This is a genomic window from Pseudomonas sp. TNT3, from assembly GCF_010095445.2.
Taxonomy (GTDB): Bacteria; Pseudomonadota; Gammaproteobacteria; order Pseudomonadales; family Pseudomonadaceae; genus Aquipseudomonas.
In genome coordinates, this window is the sequence record NZ_WFGV02000011.1 from 18,371 (window position 1) to 41,099 (window position 22,729).

The 22,729-nt window shown below is 59.5% G+C and carries 20 protein-coding genes; 13 read left to right on the forward strand and 7 right to left on the reverse strand.

Annotated features, from left to right (window positions below; genetic code table 11):
- Window positions 1–78 precede the first annotated feature (78 nt).
- On the forward strand, window positions 79–708 hold the full coding sequence (locus GBC55_RS09330) for a LysE family transporter (RefSeq protein WP_162437191.1): 630 nt from the start codon (window positions 79–81) through the stop codon (window positions 706–708).
- Window positions 709–754: 46 nt separating this feature from the next.
- Here GBC55_RS09330 and GBC55_RS09335 read toward each other — a convergent pair whose 3' ends face one another.
- Window positions 755–1,393, reverse strand: coding sequence for a CatB-related O-acetyltransferase (locus GBC55_RS09335; RefSeq protein ID WP_162437192.1), 639 nt, complete (start codon window positions 1,391–1,393; stop codon window positions 755–757).
- Window positions 1,394–1,439: 46 nt separating this feature from the next.
- Complete coding sequence (locus GBC55_RS09340; protein ID WP_247266885.1) at window positions 1,440–2,321, reverse strand: glycosyltransferase family 2 protein; 882 nt, start codon at window positions 2,319–2,321, stop codon at window positions 1,440–1,442.
- Between the two features lie 345 nt (window positions 2,322–2,666).
- On the opposite strand from GBC55_RS09340, the gene GBC55_RS09345 reads away from it, so the two are divergent.
- From GBC55_RS09345 to GBC55_RS09355, 3 genes are all read left to right on the forward strand, one after another.
- A complete protein-coding gene (locus GBC55_RS09345) occupies window positions 2,667–4,349 on the forward strand; it encodes a fatty acid--CoA ligase (protein ID WP_162437194.1) in 1,683 nt (560 codons plus the stop codon).
- 335 nt (window positions 4,350–4,684) lie between these two features.
- A complete protein-coding gene (locus GBC55_RS09350) occupies window positions 4,685–6,574 on the forward strand; it encodes a DUF1302 domain-containing protein (protein ID WP_162437195.1) in 1,890 nt (629 codons plus the stop codon).
- A gap of 28 nt (window positions 6,575–6,602) precedes the next feature.
- The gene (locus GBC55_RS09355; RefSeq protein ID WP_162437196.1) at window positions 6,603–7,967 is read left to right on the forward strand and encodes a DUF1329 domain-containing protein; all 1,365 of its coding nucleotides are present in this window, start codon (window positions 6,603–6,605) and stop codon (window positions 7,965–7,967) included.
- Window positions 7,968–8,036: 69 nt separating this feature from the next.
- On the opposite strand, the gene GBC55_RS09360 is transcribed toward GBC55_RS09355, so the two are convergent.
- Window positions 8,037–8,210 (reverse strand): hypothetical protein, encoded by a 174-nt coding sequence (locus tag GBC55_RS09360; protein ID WP_162437197.1) that lies wholly within the window; start codon window positions 8,208–8,210, stop codon window positions 8,037–8,039.
- A 180-nt stretch (window positions 8,211–8,390) separates the two neighbouring features.
- Between GBC55_RS09360 and GBC55_RS09365 the strand changes: the two genes are divergently transcribed.
- From GBC55_RS09365 to GBC55_RS09375, 3 genes are all read left to right on the forward strand, one after another.
- Entirely contained in the window at window positions 8,391–11,132 is a 2,742-nt protein-coding gene (locus GBC55_RS09365) for a LuxR C-terminal-related transcriptional regulator (RefSeq protein WP_162437198.1), read from the forward strand.
- Window positions 11,133–11,213: 81 nt separating this feature from the next.
- The gene (locus GBC55_RS09370) at window positions 11,214–11,855 is read left to right on the forward strand and encodes an MBL fold metallo-hydrolase (protein WP_162437199.1); all 642 of its coding nucleotides are present in this window, start codon (window positions 11,214–11,216) and stop codon (window positions 11,853–11,855) included.
- Window positions 11,856–11,973: 118 nt separating this feature from the next.
- Window positions 11,974–12,702 (forward strand): OmpA family protein, encoded by a 729-nt coding sequence (locus GBC55_RS09375; protein ID WP_162437200.1) that lies wholly within the window; start codon window positions 11,974–11,976, stop codon window positions 12,700–12,702.
- A 124-nt stretch (window positions 12,703–12,826) separates the two neighbouring features.
- On the opposite strand, the gene ehuA is transcribed toward GBC55_RS09375, so the two are convergent.
- From ehuA to ehuB, 4 genes are all read right to left on the reverse strand, one after another.
- Window positions 12,827–13,621: an ectoine/hydroxyectoine ABC transporter ATP-binding protein EhuA gene (gene ehuA, locus GBC55_RS09380; RefSeq protein WP_162437268.1), complete on the reverse strand. Its 795-nt coding sequence runs from the start codon at window positions 13,619–13,621 to the stop codon at window positions 12,827–12,829.
- A gap of 80 nt (window positions 13,622–13,701) precedes the next feature.
- A complete protein-coding gene (gene ehuD, locus GBC55_RS09385; RefSeq protein ID WP_162437201.1) occupies window positions 13,702–14,358 on the reverse strand; it encodes an ectoine/hydroxyectoine ABC transporter permease subunit EhuD in 657 nt (218 codons plus the stop codon).
- Window positions 14,355–15,014: an ectoine/hydroxyectoine ABC transporter permease subunit EhuC gene (ehuC, locus tag GBC55_RS09390; protein WP_162437202.1), complete on the reverse strand. Its 660-nt coding sequence runs from the start codon at window positions 15,012–15,014 to the stop codon at window positions 14,355–14,357. Before ehuC ends, ehuD begins: the two co-directional genes overlap by 4 nt.
- A gap of 69 nt (window positions 15,015–15,083) precedes the next feature.
- Window positions 15,084–15,941, reverse strand: a complete 858-nt coding sequence (gene ehuB, locus GBC55_RS09395; RefSeq protein WP_162437203.1) for an ectoine/hydroxyectoine ABC transporter substrate-binding protein EhuB — start codon at window positions 15,939–15,941, stop codon at window positions 15,084–15,086.
- A gap of 281 nt (window positions 15,942–16,222) precedes the next feature.
- On the opposite strand from ehuB, the gene GBC55_RS09400 reads away from it, so the two are divergent.
- The 6 genes from GBC55_RS09400 to GBC55_RS09425 all read left to right on the forward strand — a co-directional run bounded on the left by GBC55_RS09400 (window position 16,223) and on the right by GBC55_RS09425 (window position 22,486).
- Window positions 16,223–17,617, forward strand: a complete 1,395-nt coding sequence (locus tag GBC55_RS09400) for a PLP-dependent aminotransferase family protein (protein WP_162437204.1) — start codon at window positions 16,223–16,225, stop codon at window positions 17,615–17,617.
- Between the two features lie 107 nt (window positions 17,618–17,724).
- Entirely contained in the window at window positions 17,725–18,696 is a 972-nt protein-coding gene (gene eutB / locus GBC55_RS09405; RefSeq protein WP_162437205.1) for a hydroxyectoine utilization dehydratase EutB, read from the forward strand.
- Between the two features lie 36 nt (window positions 18,697–18,732).
- Window positions 18,733–19,725, forward strand: a complete 993-nt coding sequence (eutC, locus tag GBC55_RS09410; RefSeq protein ID WP_162437206.1) for an ectoine utilization protein EutC — start codon at window positions 18,733–18,735, stop codon at window positions 19,723–19,725.
- 42 nt (window positions 19,726–19,767) lie between these two features.
- A complete protein-coding gene (gene doeA, locus GBC55_RS09415; protein ID WP_162437207.1) occupies window positions 19,768–20,958 on the forward strand; it encodes an ectoine hydrolase DoeA in 1,191 nt (396 codons plus the stop codon).
- A 3-nt stretch (window positions 20,959–20,961) separates the two neighbouring features.
- Entirely contained in the window at window positions 20,962–21,963 is a 1,002-nt protein-coding gene (gene doeB, locus GBC55_RS09420; RefSeq protein WP_162437208.1) for a N(2)-acetyl-L-2,4-diaminobutanoate deacetylase DoeB, read from the forward strand.
- A gap of 43 nt (window positions 21,964–22,006) precedes the next feature.
- Complete coding sequence (locus GBC55_RS09425; protein WP_162437209.1) at window positions 22,007–22,486, forward strand: Lrp/AsnC family transcriptional regulator; 480 nt, start codon at window positions 22,007–22,009, stop codon at window positions 22,484–22,486.
- The last annotated feature ends 243 nt before the right edge of the window (window positions 22,487–22,729 follow it).

The following is a 22,729-nucleotide window of genomic DNA, read 5'->3' on the forward strand; positions in this document are numbered from 1 at the left end:
GCGCGAGCAAGCTCGCTCGCCACAGTTGCGAAGCTACCCTTGAGATTTTTGTTAAGCCTGCCGCCTAAGGATTTTCACATGTACTGGACAGAGTTTTTGACCGTTGCCCTAATCCATCTGCTAGCCGTGGCCAGTCCCGGCCCCGACTTTGCCGTGGTGGTGCGCGAGAGCGTGACCCATGGTCGTCGTGCCGGCACCTGGACGGCGCTGGGGGTCGGTTCGGCGATCTTCCTGCACGTGGGGTACTCGTTGCTCGGCATCGGGCTGATCGTGTCGCAGTCGATTGTGCTGTTCAACGCCTTGAAGTGGGCCGCCGCCGCTTACCTGCTGTACATCGGCTTCAAGGCACTGCGTGCGCAGCCCGCCAAACCGGTTGCGGACGATCTGCACAAGGAAGTCGGCGAGCGCACTGCGCGTGGAGCGTTTACGTCGGGGTTCGTAACCAACGGCCTGAACCCGAAAGCCACGCTGTTCTTTCTGTCCCTGTTCACCGTGGTGATCAACCCGCACACGCCATTGGCGGTGCAGGCCGGTTACGGGATCTACCTCGCGGTGGCGACGGCGGTCTGGTTTTGCCTGGTGGCGATGCTGTTCAGCCAGCAACGTGTGCGCGCCGGCTTCGCTCGCATGGGCCACTGGTTTGATCGCACGATGGGGGCGGTACTGATTGCCATCGGCGTAAAACTGGCCTTCACCGAAATGCATTAACGCGCGTTCAGCGGCCGCGGCATGATCAGCTGCGGCCGTATCTGCTTTAAGTGGCGTCGACTGCGGGCGTCTGACGCTGGCGGACGTAATCCAGAAAACCTTCCATATCACTGCTGCAGAGCAGGCGAGAGGCGGTTTTGACCTCTTCCATCGGCCAGTCCCACCAGGCGGACGCCAACAGTTCATTGCGCACATCTTCCTCGAACCGCCAGCGAATGTGGCGGCAAGGGTTGCCGCCGACAATGGCATAGGGTTCGACGTCACGCGTGACGACAGCACCCGCCGCGACCACCGCGCCGTGGCCGATCGTCACGCCGGACAGGATCATCACGTTGGCGCAGATCCAGCAATCGCTGCCAATCACCACATCGCCCTTGGTCGGGCTGCAACCTGGAATGTCCCGGGCTTCATCGATCATCAGGGGGAACGGGTAGGTGCTGACCCAGTCGGTACGGTGTCCGCCGCCCAGCAAAATTTGCACACCCTCGGCGATCGATGTGTAAGAGCCGACTTTCAGAATCGTGTCGTCACCGAACTCCATCACATTCGGAATACCGTAAGTGCCTACGCCGATTTGATACTTGGGATAGCGCAGGCGTATTTTTTCCGGAGCCCTTTGCAGTTTTTCCAGGCGCTTGAGATGTTTTCTGGTTTTTCGTTCTTTGAGTTTTTCGAGAAATTTCATGGGCAATGCCTGGAAAGCGGAAGAAGTTTGGACGCGTGAATATCTGTCAGTGATGCAGCATCAAGCGTTTCAAACGTCTGAAGCTGGTTCGATTCAAATGTCGCCACGGAATGGAACGCAGCAGCTTCCAGGCTTCTTTCTTGTCTTCGATCACGGCGTATTTGAGGGCTTTGTTCACCAACTGCGTACGCCCGCTCTGATAGCCCGGATGGCTCAGGTACGGTGCGATGGCTTCAAGGTCCGCCTGCAGCAATACCTTGTACTTTCTCGACAGGTTGTTTGGGTGGCGGCGATAGCGGGTCACGCACACCGGCAGTTCATGGATCTCGAAACCCAGGCGTGCAATGCGCAAGGTCATCTGGAAGTCCTGTACGCGCAGGTTGGGCGCATAGAAGCCGGCATTGCGCATAGCACTCATGCGGTAGAGCGCAGTCGGGGCGCCGATCACCACGGCGCGACTGAGAATCTGATCGAAGGTGTAAACACGGATCTGATCGCGCTGTTGCTGCTTGAGGGTTTTGCCTTCGCTGTCCATATAGATGATCAGCGCGCCGACGCAACCGACATTCGGGTGCTTGTCGAGGTACTCGGCGCGGACTTTCAAGGACTGCGGCAGCATGATGTCGTCCAGGTCGGGGGTCGACACGTACTCACCCTTGGCGTAGCGCAAACCATGGTTGAGCGCCGCACTCACACCCTGGTTAGCCTGGGTGTACAGCTGAAAGTCATAGGTGTTCTGCAATTGCTTGAGCATTGCGATGCTGTTGTCGCTGGACCCGTCGTCCACGATGATGACTTCGAAGTTCGGGTATTCCTGGCCGAAGATGCTCTTTATGGCTTCTTCCAGGTATTTTTCCGCGTTGTAACAAGGCGCCACGATGGAAATCAGGGGCGCTTGTATCTTGGAATGGTCCAGAGGGGCGATCACTTCAGTGCTCATTGTTCTATGCAATACCGATGGCAATTGGCAAGGCAGGCGTTATGGCAAGTGCCTGACTGTGAAGAGGGGACGATGTTTCGGTCAATAGTTATAAGTCTACCGGCATGCTCGTTACATCGATAATGGTACGTAGGTCTCACGAACGATGCTGCATCCATTACAAGGTTTTACACGGCAAACAGCGAAAATTCCCGGAAACCCGTCTCGATAGTGGCGCAAAGCTAGCATTTTACACGGGCGCCGAATCATTCCTTCGGCTGATTTGGCACTCGTGCAACGGCATTAGAGTGCTTGCTTTCAGCCACGACCGTGCAGTCAGGAAAAGGGATTCTTATGTTGCAGACTCGCGTTATCCCCCCAGCCGAAGGCGCTTACCAATACCCGCTGCTGATCAAACGGCTGCTGATGTCGGGTGCTCGCTACGAGAAGACCCGCGAGATCGTATACCGTGATCAGTTGCGTTACAGCTACCCAACCCTGATCGAAAGAGTTGCGCGGCTCGCCAATGTGCTGACGGAGGCCGGTGTTAAAGCGGGCGATACCGTGGCGGTGATGGACTGGGACAGCCATCGCTATCTGGAGTGCATGTTCGCCATCCCGATGATCGGTGCGGTGATCCACACCATTAACGTGCGCCTGTCACCGGAACAGATTCTATACACCATGAATCACGCCGAGGACCGATTCGTATTGGTCAACAGCGAGTTTGTAGGGCTTTACAACGCGATTGCCGGTCACCTGACCACCGTCGATAAAACCCTGCTGCTGACCGATTTGCCGGAGAAAACCGCTGACCTGCCGAACCTTGTCGGTGAGTACGAGCAGCTATTGGCAGACGCGAGCCCGCAGTACGACTTCCAGGACTTTGACGAAAACTCGGTCGCCACCACGTTCTATACCACCGGTACCACCGGCAACCCCAAAGGCGTGTACTTCACCCACCGGCAACTGGTGCTGCACACCATGGGCGTGTCGACGATCATGGGCGCCATCGACAGCGTGCGTCTCTTGGGCACCAACGATGTGTACATGCCGATTACCCCGATGTTCCACGTTCACGCCTGGGGCTTGCCGTATGTCGCGACCATGCTCGGGCTGAAGCAGGTCTATCCCGGTCGCTATGACCCTGAGTACCTGGTGGAGCTGTGGCGCAAGGAAAAGGTTACCTTTTCCCACTGTGTGCCGACCATTCTGCAAATGGTCCTCAATGCCAAGGCCGCGCAGAACACCGACTTCGGGGGCTGGAAAATCGTCATTGGTGGCAGCGCGCTGAACCGTGCCTTGTACGAAGCGGCCAAAGCCAAGGGCATCCAGCTGACCGCCGCCTATGGCATGTCGGAAACCGGTCCGCTGGTGTCGTGCGCTCACCTCAACGACGAGCTGATGGCGGGCTCGGAAGACGAACGCACCACTTATCGCATCAAGGCCGGTGTTCCAGGGCCCTTGGTGGAAGCGGCGATTGTCGACACTGACGGTAACTTCCTGCCCGCTGATGGCGAGACCCAAGGCGAACTGGTACTGCGCGCGCCGTGGCTCACCGAGGGCTATTTCAACGAACCGCAAAAGGGCAAAGAGCTGTGGGCTGGTGGCTGGCTGCATACCGGTGACGTCGCGACCCTGGACAGCATGGGCGTGATCGACATTCGCGATCGCATCAAGGACGTGATCAAGACCGGTGGCGAATGGATTTCCTCCCTGGACCTCGAAGACCTGATCAGCCGCCACGTAGCGGTACGCGAAGTAGCAGTGGTTGGCATCGCCGATCCGCAGTGGGGCGAACGTCCTTTTGCGTTGCTGGTGATCCGCGAGGGCCACGTTATCGGGGCCAAGGAACTCAAGGAACACCTCAAGCCGTTCGTGGAACTGGGGCACCTGAGCAAGTGGGCCATCCCGAGCCAGATCGCCCTTGTTACTGAAATTCCCAAGACCAGCGTCGGCAAACTCGACAAGAAAAAAATTCGCATCGACATCACCGAGTGGCAAGCCAACAACAGCACCTTCCTCTCGACGCTTTAAGCATTTCTGGCGTGCCCGAAAAGGCACGCCAGCCCCACCAAGCAAGCGCTTGGCTTGTGAAATCTGAATTTTCAGCCATTCTTCCCGTGCCGACAGTTGTCGGACTGGCGAAAGGACTGTTCCAGAGTGGCTGGCAGCTGCAAATCACACTTTAGAGGGATCAAGCTCTACTACCTGCTGGCTATAGTCCGCTCAAGGATTTTTAAGAACGGAGCACACGCACAAACGGGGCGATGCACCTTGGGATTGACTTCGGGACACCTTGGTTTCCGGTCATCCACAACGTTTTTAAAAGTACTCACTGCCATAACAATAATGCACATGGAGTAGCGTCGATGACATCAGTAAACCAGTTCTGGCGCCGGGCGAAATTGCCGCTGGCGGTCAGTCTTGCTTCTACGCTCGCCGGGCCCGCATTCGGCGTCAGTTTCAACATTGGTGAAATCGAAGGTCAGTTCGACTCTTCTCTCTCCCTGGGTATGAGCGTCTCCACCCAGTCGCCGAACAAGAACCTCATTGGTGTCAACAACGGCGGTCACGGTCTGTCCCAGACCTCCGACGACGGTCACTTGAACTTCAAGAGCGGCCAGGCCTTCTCGAAGATCTTCAAAGGCATCCATGACCTTGAGCTGAAATACGGCGATACCGGTGTTTTCGTACGGGGCAAATACTGGTACGACTTCGCGCTGCAGAACGAAGACCTGGAGTTCAAGAACGTCAGCAACGACAACCGCAAGGAAGGCGCCAAGTCTTCCGGTGGCCAGATTCTCGACGCCTTCATCTACCACAACTACGCCATTGCCGATCAGCCGGGTTCCGTCCGCCTGGGCAAGCAGGTCGTGAGCTGGGGTGAAAGTACGTTCATCGGTGGCGGTATCAACTCGATCAACCCGATCGACGTTTCCGCATTCCGTCGTCCAGGTGCCGAGATCAAGGAAGGCCTGATCCCGGTCAACATGTTCTACGTCTCGCAGAGCCTCACCGAAAACCTTTCGGGCGAAGCGTTCTACCAGCTGGAATGGGACCAGACCGTCGTCGACAACTGCGGCACGTTCTTCTCTCAGCCAGACATCGTTGCTGACGGTTGCGACAACAACTTGCGCGTGCTGAACAAGCGTTCGCAGATTCCAGCCATCGCCCTGGGTCCATTGGCTGGCGCGGGTGTCGATGTCAACGATGAAGGGGTTCTGGTTCGTCGCGGTCCGGATCGCGATGCTCGGGACAGCGGCCAGTGGGGCGCGTCCTTGAAGTACATGTTCGACCCGCTGGACACCGAGTTCGGTGCCTACTTCATGAACTACCACAGCCGTGCGCCGATCTTCAGCGCCACGGGTGCGCCGCAGTCGGTCTACAACACGGCAGCGGGTCTGCCTGGGCCATTCGCCGCACTCGCACCACTGCTGGTGGCCGGCAACTCGCAATACTTCATCGAATACCCGGAAGACATTCGCCTCTACGGCCTGAGCTTCTCCACCACCCTGCCTACCGGTACGGCGTGGAGCGGTGAGATCAGCTACCGTCCGAACGCACCGGTGCAGCTCAACTCCACCGACATCCTGTTCGCCGGTGTTCGTCCTCTGGGCGGTGCGCTGACCAACGCTTCGCTGCTCTCGGCATCACCGGGTTCCGACCTGCACGGTTATCGCCGCAAGGAAGTGACCCAGTTCCAGACCACCCTGACGCACTTCTTCGATCAGGTCATGGGCGCCAGCCGTCTGACCGTGGTCGGTGAAGTCGGCGTGACCCACGTCGGTGGCCTGGAAAGCACCTCCGATGTGCGTTACGGCCGTGATCCGGTCTACGGTCCAGGTGAGCTGCCAGCCACTGGCGGCGTCGATACCTGCGCCAACATCCTCAACGCCAGCACCATCAACGGTGCAGGTCCTGGTTCACCGCAGAACAACCGCAGCCGCAATTGCGACAACGAAGGCTTCACCACGGCAACCTCATGGGGCTACCGCGGTCGCGCCATCTGGGAATACAACGACGTGTTTGCCGGTGTGAACCTCAAACCGAACGTGGCCTGGTCCCACGACGTAAGCGGTTACTCCCCAGGCCCTGGCGGCAACTTCGAGGAAGGTCGCAAAGCGGTCAGCCTGGGTGTCGATGCCGAGTACCAGAACACCTACACCGCGAGCCTGGCCTACACCAACTTCTTCGACGGCAAGTACACCACTGTGGACGACCGCGACTTTGTTGCACTCAGCGTCGGCGTGAACTTCTAAGCACTGTATTTTCAGGACGAACACACATATGAAAATAACAAAGAGTCTGTTCCAAGCCGGTGTTCTGGGACTTTCGCTGTTGGCGACCAGTGTGATGGCCGCCGTCCCTGCCGCCGAAGCGGACAAGCTGGGCAAGAGCCTGACGCCAATGGGCGCTGAAATGGCGGGCAATGCCGACGGGTCGATCCCGGCCTGGAAGCCACTGCCGAAAAACGCGGGGACCGTGGACAGCAAAGGCTTCCTGTCCAACCCGTTCGCCAGTGAGAAACCGCTGTTCACCATCACGGCGAAGAACGTCGACCAGTACAAGGACAAGCTTGCTCCGGGCCAATACGCGATGTTCAAGCGTTACCCGGAAACCTTCATCATGCCGGTCTACACCTCCCATCGCGGCTCGACCGTGCCGGATGAAGTGTTCGCGTCCATCAAGAAAAACGCCACCAACACCAAGCTGGTATCCGGCGGCAACGGTCTTGAAAACTTCGAGACCGCCGTGCCATTCCCGATTCCGAAGACCGGCGTCGAAGTCATCTGGAACCACATCACCCGGTATCGCGGCGGTAGCGTGACTCGCCTCGTTACCCAGGCGACGCCTCAGCCGAACGGCTCTTTCAGCCTGGTGTACTTCCAGGATCAGTTCGTGTTCCGCGACAAGATGAAGGATTACGATCCAGCGAACCCGGGCAACATCCTGTTCTACTTCAAGCAGAAAGTGACCGCGCCGGCGCGTCTGGCCGGTGGCGTGCTGCTGGTACACGAAACCCTCGACCAGGTTAAAGAACCGCGCTCGGCGTGGGTCTACAACGCCGGTCAGCGTCGTGTGCGTCGTGCGCCGCAAGTGTCCTATGACGGGCCGGGTACTGCTGCCGATGGCCTGCGTACCTCCGACAACCTCGACATGTTCAACGGTGCGCCGGATCGTTACGACTGGAAACTTGAAGGCAAGAAGGAGATGTACATCGCCTCCGACAGCTACAAGATCGACTCGCCGACGCTCAAGTACGCCGACATCATCAAGGCTGGCCACATCAATCAGGACCTGACGCGTTACGAGTTGCGCCGGGTCTGGCATGTGGTCGCGACCCTGAAGGAAGGTCAGCGTCATATCTACGCCAAACGTGATTTCTACATCGACGAAGACACCTGGCAAGCAGCGGTCATCGATCACTACGACGGTCGCGGTCAGCTGTGGCGTGTGGCCGAGGCGCATGCCGAGGACTACTACGACAAGCAAGTGCCGTGGTACGCCCTGGAAGTGCTGTATGACCTGCAATCGGGCCGTTACCTGGCACTGGGCATGAAGAACGAAGAAAAATCGGCATATGACTTCGGTTTCACCGCCACCACCAGCGACTTCACGCCAGCCGCATTGCGTCAGGACGGTGTTCGCTAAGGACTGAGCAGAGGCTGCACCCTCTAGAAACGCCCCGACTGGTTCGGGGCGTTTTTTTTTGTGTGTTCATTAAGGTAATGCTGCCAATGCCAATGCCGATGCCGATGCCAATGCCAATGCCAATGCCAATGCCAATGCCGATGCCAATGCCGATGCCAATGCCAATGCCAATGCCAATGCCGGTGTAGCAGCTGCCGAGCCTGCGAGGCTGCGTTCGACTGCGCAGCAGTCGCCGAATCTCAAATCGAACGCAGCCTCGCAGGCTCGGCAGCTGCTACAGGGGCAACGTGACTCCCCCACAGTCGAAACGCTTTGTAGCCTTTTTGTAGTCATTTGTTGCAATAACCTTCATTCCCTCTGCGTTTACCGCTAGTCTGCGGACATCTGCAATGCCGCCATCAGCAATTCAAACAAGAGCCGGCCATGACTGATCTGTCCCCTATCCCGGGCCCTGCAAGCGTTGCCGTCGCGGCACTGGACGGACGTTTTTTCCGCCCCCCGTTGCCCGATGGCCATGTGCTTCGACCTCGTTTGTGCGAGCGCCTGAGTGCAGGTCTCGGTGGCAGGCTGTTGCTGGTCAGTGCGCCGGCAGGGTTTGGCAAGAGTTCGCTGGCGGTGGAATTCTGCCAGGGGCTACCGGCTCACTGGCAAAGCCTCTGGCTCGGATTGAGCCAGCGTGACAGTGATCCTGGCCGCTTTCTGGAACGACTGCTCGAAGGCCTTCAAGACTATTTCCCGAAACTCGGTAGCCAGTCACTGGGGCTGCTGAAAATGCGTCAGCGGCATCAACCGTTTGCCTTCGAAGAATGGCTGGACGGTTTGCTCGATGAGTTGGCCGTGCACTTGTTACCGACGGCGCCGTTGCTTCTCGTGCTGGACGATTACCATTTGGCCCAAGGGCCGGTGCTTGATCGTTGTCTGCAATTTTTCCTCAATCATCTTCCTGATGGCCTGCTCGTGATGGTCACCAGTCGGCAGCGTCCGGACTGGCACCTGGCGCGCCTGCGCTTGTCGCGGCAACTGCTCGAACTGCACGAACAGGACTTGCGCCTGACCCACGATGAAGCGCTGACGCTCCTCGATCGGCACAGCACGTCCTTGCGTGGCGAAGCGCTGGAGAACCTGATCCAGCGCAGTGAGGGCTGGGTTGCCGGGCTGCGATTCTGGCTGCTGGCCGCTTCGGAAGCGGGTACCGAGGGTGAATTACCCCAGTCCCTGCACGGCGGGGAAGGGTTGATCCGCGACTACTTGCTCGAAGAAGTCATCGATTGCCTGCCCGCCGAAGTGCAGTCATTCCTGTACGACACCGCACCACAAGAACGTTTTTGCAGCGAGCTGTGCGACGCCGTTCGCGAAGCCCATGACAGCGCCGAAATATTGCGTTTTCTGCTGGCCCATCAAGTGTTCCTGGTGCCGCTGGACGAGCACGGACATTGGTACCGCTACCACCATTTGTTTTCCGATCTCTTGCGTACTCGCCCGACCGCACAGGTGATCGTGCCCGCCGCAAGCCTGCATCTGCGCGCCTGTCGCTGGTTCAACGCACAGGGCTTGCTGGATGAGGCCGTGGAGCAGGCGTTGCGCGCCGGGCATCTGGACGTCGCGGCGAACCTGGTACAGAACCTTTCTGAAGAACAACTCCTGGCCGAACAGAACGTCGGCATGCTGCTGCGCTGGAAAATGGACTTGCCCGACAGCCTGCTGATCAGCACCCCTCGACTGATCGTGCTGTACAGCTGGGCGCTGGGGCTGGCCTGCCAACTGGACGCCGCCGAGGAGCTGGCCAGTCACCTGAGTCGCTTCCTGCCGGCCCCCTCGGCCACGGCGCAGAAATCCATGTTGGCGCAATGGCTGGCCTTGAGCGGAATCATCGCCCGTGGGCGCGGCAACCGCGAATTGACCCTGCTGTATTGCACCGAAGCGCTGGAGAGCCTTCCATCCAAGCGTTACGGCCAGCGATTGATGTGCCTGTCGACCCTGTCCAATCTGGCCATTGCCGATGGCGACCTGTGGCGCGCGCGCGGGCTGAACCGTGACTCTCTGGAGCTGGCGCAACGGGTCGGCAATCCATTGTTCGAGGCGCTGGCCCATTACGACCGCGCCCGGGTGTTGCAGGCGCGAGGTGAGATTCTTCGTGCGCTGGATGAGGTCCGGCAGGGTTTACGACGTTTGCAGGGCTTATCACCGCAACGGCTTTACGCCGTGCGCGCACGATTAACGTTGTACGAAGGGTTTCTGCTCGCCATGCGTCTGCAGCCACAGGCCGCCCGAGTACGCTTGCTGGCCGGGTTGAATGAAGCCCGGGCCTGTCGCGATATCAGCGTGTTGATCGGCCATTGCGTGATTGCCAGGCTTGAAGGCAACAGCGGCGAGTTTGCCAAAGCTTTCGCTGAACTCGCCGAGGCCGAGCGGCTGATGCACATCTGGGACGTGCCGCCGATTTACTACCTGGCGATGATTACCCTGGTCAAATGCGAACTGTGGCTGGCCCAGGGACGCACGGACCTGGCTGAGGCCTGGCTGGCGCGCCTCGGCCAGACCTACAACGGCGAGCAACCCGCAGCACCCCCTGAGTTTCACCCGCAACTGCCGCTGCATATTGAATTGCAGCAGGCCCTGCTGGAAGTCATCCAGGGTCAACCGATGCTGGCCGAGGGGCGATTGAACGCCTTGCTCGAAAATGGTCAGCAGACGGGCCGGCAGATGCTCAGCGTGATGGCGCTGGTTCAGAAGACCGAGATTCTGCTGGCATCCAGCCGAGAGTCTCAGGCCCGGGATTCTTTCGCCCAGTCGCTTGAAGCGGCGAGTGGCGGTGTCCTGCAACCCTTCGAGCGTTTGTTGAGCAAACACCCCGACTGGTTGCGCGAGCAATTGCATCAACACGCAAAAAACGCCGTCACCCTCAGCTTGTCTGAACACTTGCCTGCGGTGGCGGCGCGCATCGCTATCGAGCCTTCGCACTCGTCGTGCGAACAACTCAGTACACGTGAACTCGCCGTGCTCAAACTGATTGCCCAAGGCTGTTCCAACCAGGAAATCAGCGACCAGCTGTTTATCTCCCTGCACACAGTCAAAACCCACGCCAGCCATATCAACAGCAAACTCGGCGTTGAGCGCAGGACCCAGGCGGTGGCGCGGGCTAAGGAATTGGGAGTATTGAGCTAGCGCCTTTCCGATGACGGCGCTAGCGAATGGCTTGACGCAAATGTGCCAAAATTGCCTATTCATGTTTTTCGAGCACGCCCGATGTCACAGATACCGACCCTGATCCGCGAAACTTTTCCTGTCGGCCCGTTGCAGTGCAATTGCACGATCATCGGCGATCCGATCACCAAAAAGGCCATCGTGGTCGATCCGGGTGGCAACCACGAACTGATCCTGGCACGCCTCGATGCCCTTGGACTGAAGGTGGTCAGCATCATTCACACCCATGCGCACCTCGATCACTTCCTCGCCTCTGGTCAGATGAAGGAGAAAACCGGCGCAACCCTGCACCTTCACAAGGAAGATCAATTTCTTTGGGACAATCTGGAGATGCAATGCCAGATGTTCGGTGTTCCCTACACCCCCGTGCCTTCGCCGGATCGCTGGTTGGCCGATGACGAAGAGCTGGCGTGTGGTTGTGGTGTCGCGCTGCACACGCCCGGCCATACGCCGGGCTCCATGAGCTTTTGGTTTTCAGAGGCCAAGCTGCTGATCGCCGGAGATACGTTGTTCCGTCGTGGGGTAGGGCGCACGGATCTGTGGGGTGGTGATCAGGCGACCATCGTGCGGTCGATCAAGCAGCGTTTGTATACCCTCGACGAAGACGCGACCGTCGTTACCGGTCACGGCCCGGACACGCGTTTGGGTGATGAAATGCGCGAGAACCCGTTTGTACGGGCCTGAGGTCCGGTGGACGGAATTTTTACCGCTGGAAATGATCCAACGCCCGCAAAGGTCCAGCCCTCACAGTACGAATGCTTGAGTCCGTTGCCCCACAGAATTCAGAAAGTAGGAGCTCTTCATGTTCACCACGCGTCGTTTGATTATTGTCGCTACTGCCATGGCCATGCTGTCTGGCTGTGCCTCGCCTAACCCGTATGACAACCAGGGTCAGGCTGATGGCGGTTCCACGGGCATGAGCAAAACAGCCAAGTACGGCGGCCTCGGCGCTCTGGCCGGTGCGCTCGCGGGTGCTGCCATTGACCACAACAACCGTGGCAAGGGTGCGCTGATCGGCGCTGCGGTGGTCGGTGCTTCTGCTGCCGGTTACGGTTATTACGCTGATCAGCAAGAGAAGAAACTGCGTGCCAGCATGGCCAACACTGGCGTCGAAGTGCAGCGCCAGGGCGATCAGATCAAGTTGATCATGCCGGGCAACATCACATTCGCAACCGATTCGGCGAACATCGCTTCGAGCTTCTATCAGCCGTTGAACAACCTGGCGAGCTCATTGAAAGAATTCAGCCAGAACCAGATCGAAATCGTCGGCTACACCGACAGCACCGGCAGCCGTCAGCACAACATGGACCTGTCCCAGCGTCGCGCCCAAAGCGTTGCAACCTACCTGACGTCGCAAGGTGTCAGCGGTGCCAACCTGTCAGCTCGCGGTGCCGGTCCGGATAACCCGATTGCCAGCAACGGCGACGTCAATGGGCGGGCACAGAACCGTCGCGTCGAGGTCAACCTGAAGGCGATTCCGGGTCAGCAATACGGTGGCCAGCAGCAGGGCAACGTTCAGCAATACCCTTAAACACCGCGTAACCCCTGTGGGAGTGAGCCTGCTCGCGATAGCGGTGTATCAGACGAATCCATGTCGCCTGATACACCGCTATCGCGAGCAGGCTCACTCCCACATTAGATTCCCCTCAACATTCCTAATTCGCCTCTTTCACCGCGCTGAGAAACGCGCAGGTACGTTCCTGCTGCGGGTGTTCGAAGACCTGCGTGGGTGTCCCTTGTTCATGAATCTGGCCCTTGTAGAAGAAGCACACCCGATCCGCGAATTCCCGGGCGAACCCCATCTGGTGCGTGACCATCAACATGGTCAGGTTGTGCTCGGTGCCGAGCTTGCGGATCACATTGAGCACTTCTCCGCATAATTCAGGGTCCAGCGCCGATGTCACCTCATCGAACAGCATGACTTTGGGCCGCATCGCCAACGCCCGGGCAATCGCCACCCGCTGTTGCTGGCCGCCGGACAGCTGCGAAGGGTAGTGCCCGAGTTTGCTGCCCAACCCCACCAGTTCCAACAAGTCCGCCGCGCGCTCCCGTGCCTCGGCGGGTTTCATGCCGAGCACCTGGACAGGCGCTTCAATGACGTTTTGCAACGCCGTCATGTGCGGGAACAGGTTGAAACTCTGGAACACCATGCCGATCTTGCCGCGCACCCGGCGTATATGCCGGTCATTGGCCGGCACCAGCACACCGTTGCGATTGGGCATATGCGTCAATAGGTCATCGTCGATGCGGATCACTCCGTCGTCGATGCCTTCCAGCGTCATCAAGACCCGCAACAGCGTAGATTTTCCCGAGCCACTCGGGCCGATGATCGCGACTTTTTCGCCCGGCGTGACGTCGAGGTTCAGGTGGTCGAGCACCGTGAAGTTACCGTAGCTCTTGGTGACGTCCTGGAAGCTGACGATCGGCTTGACCGATGAGGTTGCCTGCATGGCCGGGGTCTCCTGCGGGTGCAGCGAAGTCGCGTTGCCGTGCCGTGAAAAGTCGCTGGGTGTCGAAAGTGGAGAGGTCATTAGCGTAGCTCCAGGCGCACTTCAAGGCGCCGTACCAGATAAGCCAAAGCGATGCTCAGGGCGAGGAAAAACAGACCGACCATGGTGATCGGCTCCAGATAGCGGAAGTTCTCGGAGCCGATGTTCTTGGCTTGCTGCATGATTTCCACCACGGTAATCGCCGACAGCACCGGCGTGTCCTTGAGCATCGCCACCAGGTAGTTGCCCAATGGCGGCAGGATCGGCCGCAGGGCCTGGGGCAAAATGATGTTGCGATAAGCGCTGTACGGAGCGATGTTCAGCGCCGTTACCGCCTCCCACTGCGCCCGGGGTACGGCGTCGAGACCGCCGCGATACACCTCGGCGATGTAGCAGGCGTAATGCAGGCCGATACCCAGAATCCCGACCTGCATGGCGGTCATGCTGACGCCGTAGTTGGGTAGCACGTAGTAGAGGAAATACACCTGGATCAGCAGCGGCGTGCTGCGGATGAACTCGATCAACCCTGTGGTCGGCCACGACAACCAAACCCTGCGGCTGCGTCGGCCAATGGCCAGGAACAGACCCAGCACGATGGCGATCAGAAAGCCTATCAGGGTGATGCCTACGGTGTTGAGCGACGCGCGCAGCAAGTCCGGGAGGATTTGCCAGGCGTAGGTCCAGTCGAACAATGTCATGACAGACCTCCCCGCATCCGTCCGCGAGCCAGTCGGCGCTCAAGCGCACGCATGCCCAGGTTGATGGCTTGCGCCATGACGAAATACATCACCAGCGCCAGGCTGAAGATTTCCAGCGTCTGGAAGGTGGCCTGATCCAGTTGCCGAGCCCGGAAGCTCAGGTCGGACAACGTGATCAGCGAGACCAGTGACGTGTTTTTCAGCAGCTCGATCAGCAGGTTGGTACCCGGCGGGATAGCCGCCAGCAGCGCCTGGGGCAGGATGATTCGCCGGAAGCGCTTGTAACCACTGAAGTTGAGCGCCGTCGAGGCTTCATATTGGCCCTTGGGCACCGAGCTGATCGCCCCGCGCATCACTTCGGCCCCATAGGCGCCGATGTGCAGTCCGAGGCCGACGATGGCCACGCTGTAGGAGCTCAATTCGATGTTGAACGGCGGCAGCGGCAGTACAAAAAACAGCCAGAATAGCTGCACGAGCAATGACGTGCCGCGAAACACTTCAATGTAGGCAACGGAAAACCAGCGCAGCGGCCGCCATGGCGACATGCGCCCGAGGGCCGCGAGGATGGCCGCGACAATCGCCAGTATCGAACCGAAGAAGGTCACCTGGAGCGTGACCCAGGCGCCTTGAATCAATAGCGGAAGTAATTCACCCATGGTTTAAACCTGGCCATCCGGATTAAGCAGGGAAAAAGGCATCGCGCCGTGGCGCCATGCCTGTTTCGACTATTGAGCGCAGAGCTCGGCAGCCGTTTTGCTTGTCACGTTGGACTTGTCGAACCCGAAAGGGGCAACCGCCTTCAGGTGCTCTTCGGAGCCCAGCCACTTTTTCAGCTCGGCGTTGACCGCATCACGCAGGTCTTTATCTTCCGGGCGGAAGGCGAGGGCGCCGTAGCCGATATGCGATGGGTCATCCTTGAATTCGGTGACCGCTTCGACTTTCTCGCCCCCCTTGCTGGCCAGACCTTTCATGGTCAACTGAGTGCCCACGGCGGCATCGGCACGCCCGGCGCGCACGGCCTGCAGCTGAGCGGTCGTGTCGGGCACCTGAAGAATCTGCGAGTCTTTCACACCGGAATCCCGGGCATACGCCAGGTTCACCGTGCCGGCCATGATCGCCAGTTTCACGTCAGGGTTTTTGGCGATGTCTTCATAGCTGTGCAGGTTTTTTGGATTGCCTTTAGCCGTCAGCAGAGCGTCCGGCAGCTGATATTGCGGGTCGGTGAACAGCACCTGCTTACATCGTGCGGGCGTGATGTACATGCCTGCCGCAATCACATCGAACCGACCGGCGCGCAGGCCCGGGATCAATGAACCCCATTCGGTCAAAACGCCATCGACTTTTTTGATGCCCATTTTGGCAAAGATTATTTTGGCGATTTCCGGCGACTCACCGGTGACGCTGCCGTCAGTCTCGGTAAAAGCGAACGGGGTTTCGTTGGCATAGCCGACGCGAATGCTGCTGTTCTGTTTGACGGTTTCCAGCGTGCTGGCGGCGTGAGCGCTGGCGGCCAGGCCGAACATCGCGCAAGCCACGAACAGGCGACGCAAAGCGTGAGGGGTACCAAAGGGGAAATTGCTCATCGATAAAATCTCCTGTTTCTTGTGGACCCGTCGTCGACGGCTCTGTGGTAGGAGGCAGTGTTACAAGAGCAAAGCGTACAAGGGCCGATTCCATTGAATGGGACACTGCACCGGTACAGATCGATTGATTTTATTGTGGGGGCTTGAGGACAGCCCGTGCATCGACCTTGAACCGAGCATACAAAAGCCCTGCGCATCATTGCATTGCACTAGGACAATTGCTTTGCATGGATTCTCGCGGGATGCTGTTCCGACGAGCACAGACGCGGGTTTGAACGCTGATGGACAAGTGGAAAGCAGCATTGGAAATGGCCCGCAGTGGCGAGTCCAAATACAAGATCCTGGTGCAGGCGATCGCCGACGACATCGAACAGGGTGTCCTGGCCAACGATCAGCGCCTGCCCCCTCAGCGGCACGTGGCCGATGCCATGGGGATCAGCGTGCAGACAGTCACCAATGCCTATAAAGAACTCGAGCGCCAGGGCCTGGTCCGTTGCGAGGTCGGGCGCGGCAGCTTTGTGTCGCGGCGCATGAGCGATCGGGTGGCCACGTACATTCTCGACAGCCCTGAACGGGCACTGGTGGATTTTTCCATCACGCGGATCATGCACACTCGCGAGCATGATCTGTTCTGGCGCGAGACCTGCCGCGAGCTCAGCACCGAAGAAGATCAGCCGTGGATTCACGCGTTTCGCCCGATCGCCGGTTTCGAATCGCACCGCGAAGCGGCCATGCACTGGATCGGCCGCCAGGGACTGAAAGTCGAGCGCGATGACATCCTGATCACCAACGGCGCGGCGCACGGGATTTTTCTCGCACTGGCCTCGCTGGCCGGCCCTGATGATGTGGTGCTCTGCGAAGGGGTCACCGACCACGGTGTGATCGGCAACTCTCAGGTGCTGGGCTTCACCCTCAAGGGGTTGGAGATGGATCGCTATGGCATCGACCCGGAACATTTCGAAGACATGTGCAGCAACGAGCGGATCACCGCGCTGGTGTGCACGCCGAACCTGAATAACCCAACCACCAGCCTGATGCCGGACAGTCGCCGGCGTGAAATCGCCGAGATTGCCCGGCGTTTCGGCGTGCACGTCATCGAAGACGATGTGTACGGCCCTTTGCTGGATGAACAGCGGGCGCCGCCGATCAGTCATTACCTGCCGGAGCTGTCGTTCTACTGCACCAGCATGACCAAGTCGGTGCTGACCGGTTTGCGCATCGGCTACCTCGTGGTGCCCAAGCGCCTGGCGTTGCGCACCGAGAGCATTCTGCGGGTGAACAGCTGGATGGCTACGCCGATGGTTTCCGAGATCGCCGCTCGATGGATTCGCGACGGTCGCGCCGACACGCTGGTGCGCTTGCAACGTAAATTACTGGCCGGACGCCAGGCGATGATCACCGAATACCTGGATGACTACGTGCTTGCCCAACACCCCCATGCGTTGAATGCCTGGATCGGCATCCCGCCACATTGGGAGCTCGACAGCCTGGTGCGGGCGCTGCGTCACAAGCACATTGCAGTCACGTCCCCTGACCCGTTCACTGTGCGCGGCACGCCTCGTCCGCGCGCGGTCCGGGTGTGTGTGGGCGCTGAATGCAGCGACGAAGAAATGCGCAATGCGTTGATCGGCATGCGCGAGATTTTTGGTCAGTACCCGCAAATTCACGATTTCTAGACGGAAAAAAGATCGTAAAAAGTTTGTCGGCTAAATTGACCTAGTACATTCATTGCGACAATCCAGCCCTCTTAGACTGCGCCCAACACCTCTGTCGGGATGCGGTCATGTCAGCGCTGCAACTAAACGATATTTACCTCGCTCGCCAGCGAATCGAATCGCTGGTACGGCGTACGCCCATGGAGTATTCGCCGAGCCTTTCGCAGCGGCTGGGCGTAGCGGTTTACCTCAAGCTCGAGTCCCTGCAGATCACCGGCAGTTTCAAATTGCGCGGCGCGAGCAATGCCGTGGCGCAACTCAGCGCCGAGCAAAAAGCCTGTGGTGTCGTAGCGGCTTCGACCGGCAATCATGGTCGCGCACTGGCGTATGCCGCTTCCCGGCAAGGCGTGAAGGCGACCATTTGTTTGTCGCATCTCGTGCCGGCGAACAAGGTCCAGGCCATTCGTGATCTCGGGGCGCAGGTGTGCATCGTTGGCCAGTCCCAGGACGATGCCCAGCGCGAAGCCGAACGGATTGCCGGCGCAGAGGGCGCGACGTTGCTGCCGCCTTTTGATCATCCGGCCATCATCGCGGGGCAGGGCACCCTCGGGCTGGAAATCCTCGAACAGCAACCGGACGTGGCGCAGATCCTGGTGCCTTTATCCGGTGGCGGTCTGTTTGCCGGCGTGGCACTGGCCCTTAAAAGCGCCAACCCGCGGATCGTGACCCACGGCATCAGCATGCAGCGCGGCGCGGCCATGCACGCCAGTCTCGCGGCCGGACTCCCGGTGGAAGTTGAAGAGCTGCCGACCCTGGCCGACTCGCTCGGCGGCGGCATCGGTCTGGACAACCGTTACACCTTCGACATGACCCGCGAACGTTGCGATCACCTGCACCTGCTCAGCGAAGCCTCTATCGCCAACGCCATCCGCCATGCCTATCGCGAAGAACGTCTGGTGCTGGAAGGCGCTGCGGCGGTCGGTATCGCCGCGCTGCTCGATGGCCTGATCGAACCGCGTGGACCGATCGTGGTGGTGGTCAGCGGGCGCAACGTCGACATCGATCAGCACCTGCGTGTCCTCGCCGGTGCCGATGCCTGAACCCAAACAATAACAACTGACGGGAGTACTGCGTCGATGACTGACATCACATTATTGAGCGAAACGGACTTGCGCGCCTGTGTAGCGCTGGATCTGCCGAGCGTCGACGCCATTGAGCAGGCCTTCGTGCTGCTGGCCACGGCTGCGGTGGCGATGCCGCCGATCCTGCGTCTGGACATCCCCGAGCACAACGGTGAAGTGGATGTGAAGACCGCGTACCTGCCCGGTCTGGAGCGTTTTGCGATCAAGGTCAGCCCGGGATTTTTCGACAACCCGAAACTGGGTCTGCCAAGCCTCAACGGCATGATGATGTTGTTGTCGGCGCGCACTGGTGTGCTGGAAGCCTTGTTGCTGGACAACGGTTACCTGACCGCCGTGCGCACAGCAGCGGCCGGTGCCGTGGCGGCTCGGGCGTTGTCCCGGGCCGACAGCCGCAGCGTGGCGCTGATCGGTGCCGGCGAGCAGGCGGCGTTGCAGCTTCAGGCGTTGCGTCTGGTGCGGCCGATCGAACACGTACGGGTCTGGGCCCGGGACAGCGCCAAGGCTGTCGCCTTCGGTAATGAACTGGCGCGCGACAGCGGTCTGATGGTCACGGCTTGCGCGAGCCTCGACGAGGCGATGGCCGACGTGGATATCGCGATCACCTGTACGCCAAGTCGCGAACCCTTGATTGAGCCCCACCACTTGCGCCCCGGCCTGCACATCACCGCGATGGGCTCGGACGCCGAACACAAAAACGAAATTGCCCCGCAGGTGTTGGCCAGGGTCGATCGCTACGTCGCCGACCGGCTGAGCCAGACACGCCTCCTTGGCGAGTTGCATCACGCCCTGGCTGCCGGCGTCTTTGCTGACGAATCGGGGCTGGTGGAGCTGGGGCAAGTGCTGTCCGGCCAGCGCCCCGGTCGAACCGAGGCGTCGCAAATCACCTTGTGCGACCTCACCGGCACCGGCGCTCAGGACACGGCCATGGCCAATCTGGCGTTTGAGCGTGCGCGCTCGGCCGGGAAAGGTTTTCAGTTCGCCAGCTAATTGGTTTTTTCATCCGTGCGTCATTTATCAGAGGGCATGTGCATGTCTCAGATAGTCGTCAATCTCCCGTTCGAACGGGAGGAATACGCCCAGCGTCTGGCCAAGGTTCGCGTGGCCATGCAGGCCCAGGGCATCGAGCTGTTGCTGGTCACTGATCCGTCGAACATGGCCTGGCTGACCGGCTATGACGGTTGGTCGTTTTATGTTCATCAATGCGTGTTGTTGGCGCTCGATGGCGAACCGGTGTGGTTTGGTCGCGGGCAAGACGCCAATGGCGCCAAACGCACGGTGTTCATGCAGCACGAGAACATCGTCGGTTACCCGGACGTTTATGTGCAGTCCCGGGAGCGCCATCCCATGGATTACCTGTCCCGGGAGGTCATCAGTGCCCGCGGCTGGGATGCGCTGACCATCGGCGTCGAAATGGACAACTATTACTTCAGTGCCGCCGCTTATCTCTCACTGAAGAAAAACCTGCCACAGGCCCACCTGATTGACGCAGTGGGGCTGGTGAATTGGCAGCGAGCGATCAAATCGCCCCAGGAAATCACCTACATGCGCATTGCCGCGCGCATTGTCGAGAACATGCACGGCCGCATTCTCGAGCGGATAGAACCGGGCATGCGCAAAAACGAACTGGTGGCGGAAATCTACAGCAGCGGCATCCTGGGCGCCGACGGCCATGGCGGTGATTACCCGGCCATCGTGCCGTTGTTGCCGACGGGCGCCGATGCCAGTGCGCCGCACCTGACCTGGGACGATTCGCCCTTCGAAAAAGGTGCCGGTACGTTCTTCGAGATCGCCGGTTGCTACAAACGCTATCACTGCCCGCTGTCGCGCACGATCTACCTGGGCAAGCCACCGCAGCACTTCCTCGACGGTGAAAAAGCCGTGGTCGAAGGCATTGCCGCCGGACTCGAAGCCGCCAAGCCCGGCAATACCACCGGTGATATTGCCGTGGCGTTTTTCAAGGTGCTGGAGAAATTCGGCATCCACAAGGACAGCCGTTGCGGCTACCCGATCGGGATCAGCTATCCGCCGGACTGGGGCGAACGCACGATGAGCCTGCGGCCCGGCGACAACAGCGTGTTGCAACCGGGCATGACCTTCCACTTCATGCCGGGATTGTGGATGGACGATTGGGGGCTGGAAATCACCGAAAGCATTCTGATCACCGAGACCGGCGTCGAAACTCTGTGCAACGTGCCTCGCCAACTGTTCGTGAAGGATTGAGCCATGAGCGAATTGCCTGATAACCCGATCAGCGCCACGGTGGATTTTGCCCGTGAAGGGGTGCAGCACGGTTTTCTCAAACTGCCGTACTCCCGGGACGATTCAGCCTGGGGCGCCGTCATGATTCCCGTCACCGTAATTCAGCGCGGTAAGGGGCCGACCGCGTTGCTCAGTGGCGGCAACCACGGTGACGAATACGAAGGCCCGGTCGCACTGAGCAAGCTCGCGCAAGGCCTGACGGCGGCCGAGGTGACGGGCAGGGTGATCATCGTCCCGTTCATGAACACGCCTGCGTTTCATGCCGGGCGGCGGACCTCGCCGATCGACAAGGGCAACCTGAATCGCAGTTTTCCCGGTAAACCTGATGGCTCGGTGACCGAGAAAATCGCTGATTACTTCAACCGCACTTTGTTGCCGCTGGCGGACATCGTGCTGGACATTCATTCGGGTGGCCGCACCCTGGATTTCCTGCCGTTCGCCGCGTGTCATGTGCTGCCGGACAAGCACCAGCAAACTCAATGCGAAGCCGGCATGCGTGCATTCAATGCGCCGTACAGCATGCGAATGCTGGAGCTGGATGCGGGGTCGATGTACGACACCGCCGCCGAGAGGCAGGGTAAGGTATTTGTCACGACCGAGTTGGGTGGCGGCGGTTCTTCCAGCGCCCGCAGTGTGGCGATTGCCGAGCGTGGGGTGCGCAATCTGCTGGTGCATGCTGGGATTCTTCAAGGTGAAGTACAGGCCCGGGAAACGATCATGCTCGACATGCCCGACGCCGATTGTTTCATAGCCAGCGAGCACGACGGTCTGCTGGAAATGTGCCGCGACCTGGGTGACAACGTGAGCCAAGGTGAACTGATTGCCCGTGTGTACGACGCCACCCGCACAGGTGTGGCGCCGGTGGAATACCGGGCGGCCCGCAGTGGCTTGTTGGCGGCGCGGCATTTTCCGGGGTTGGTGAGGTGCGGCGATACCATTGCCGTCATCGCCGAAGTGCTGAACTGACACACTCCCACAGGCCCCTCATCGCACTGGAGATCTCCGCCCCATGCACAAACTCGACCGCTACGACCTGAAAATCCTGCGGATCCTCGCTGAAGACGGGCGTATCACCAAGTCGAGCCTGGCCGACGCGATCAATCTGTCGGTGACCCCGGCGTGGGAGCGGGTGCGCAAACTCGAAGCGTTGGGCTTGATCAAAGGCTACAGGGCGCAGATCGACTGGAATGCGGTGTTCAAAAGTCAGCAGGTCCTGGTGGAAATCACCCTGGCCCGCCACACCGCCCAGGATATGCGGCGTTTCGAGCAGCGCATGAACGAGGCCGTCGAAGTGGCGTTCTGTTACGCCACCGGCGGCGGTGTCGATTACATGGCGATGATCCAGTCGCCGGACATCGACCATTACCAGCGTTTTATCGACCAGTTACTACTTGATGACCTGGGTATCGAACGCTACTTCACCTACATCGTCACCAAAACCATCAAGACCGCTGGCGCCTTGCCGGCCGAGCTGACGCAAGAATCCTGAAGCACCCGCGGCTCTACTGTAGGAACGAGCCTGCTCGCGATAGCGGTGTGTCAGTCATTGTAGATTCGTTTGTCACACCGCTATCGCGAGCAGGCTCACTCCTACAATGAGTATCCGGTAATTCAGTCGATGCAGTTTTTCACCGCAGAAAGCCACTGTTTGCCCGCGTTCAATCAGAAAAAACCACCTGCCACACCCGGTCAAACGCCAAATCATTCATGCCACCCAGTCCTACCATGGGTT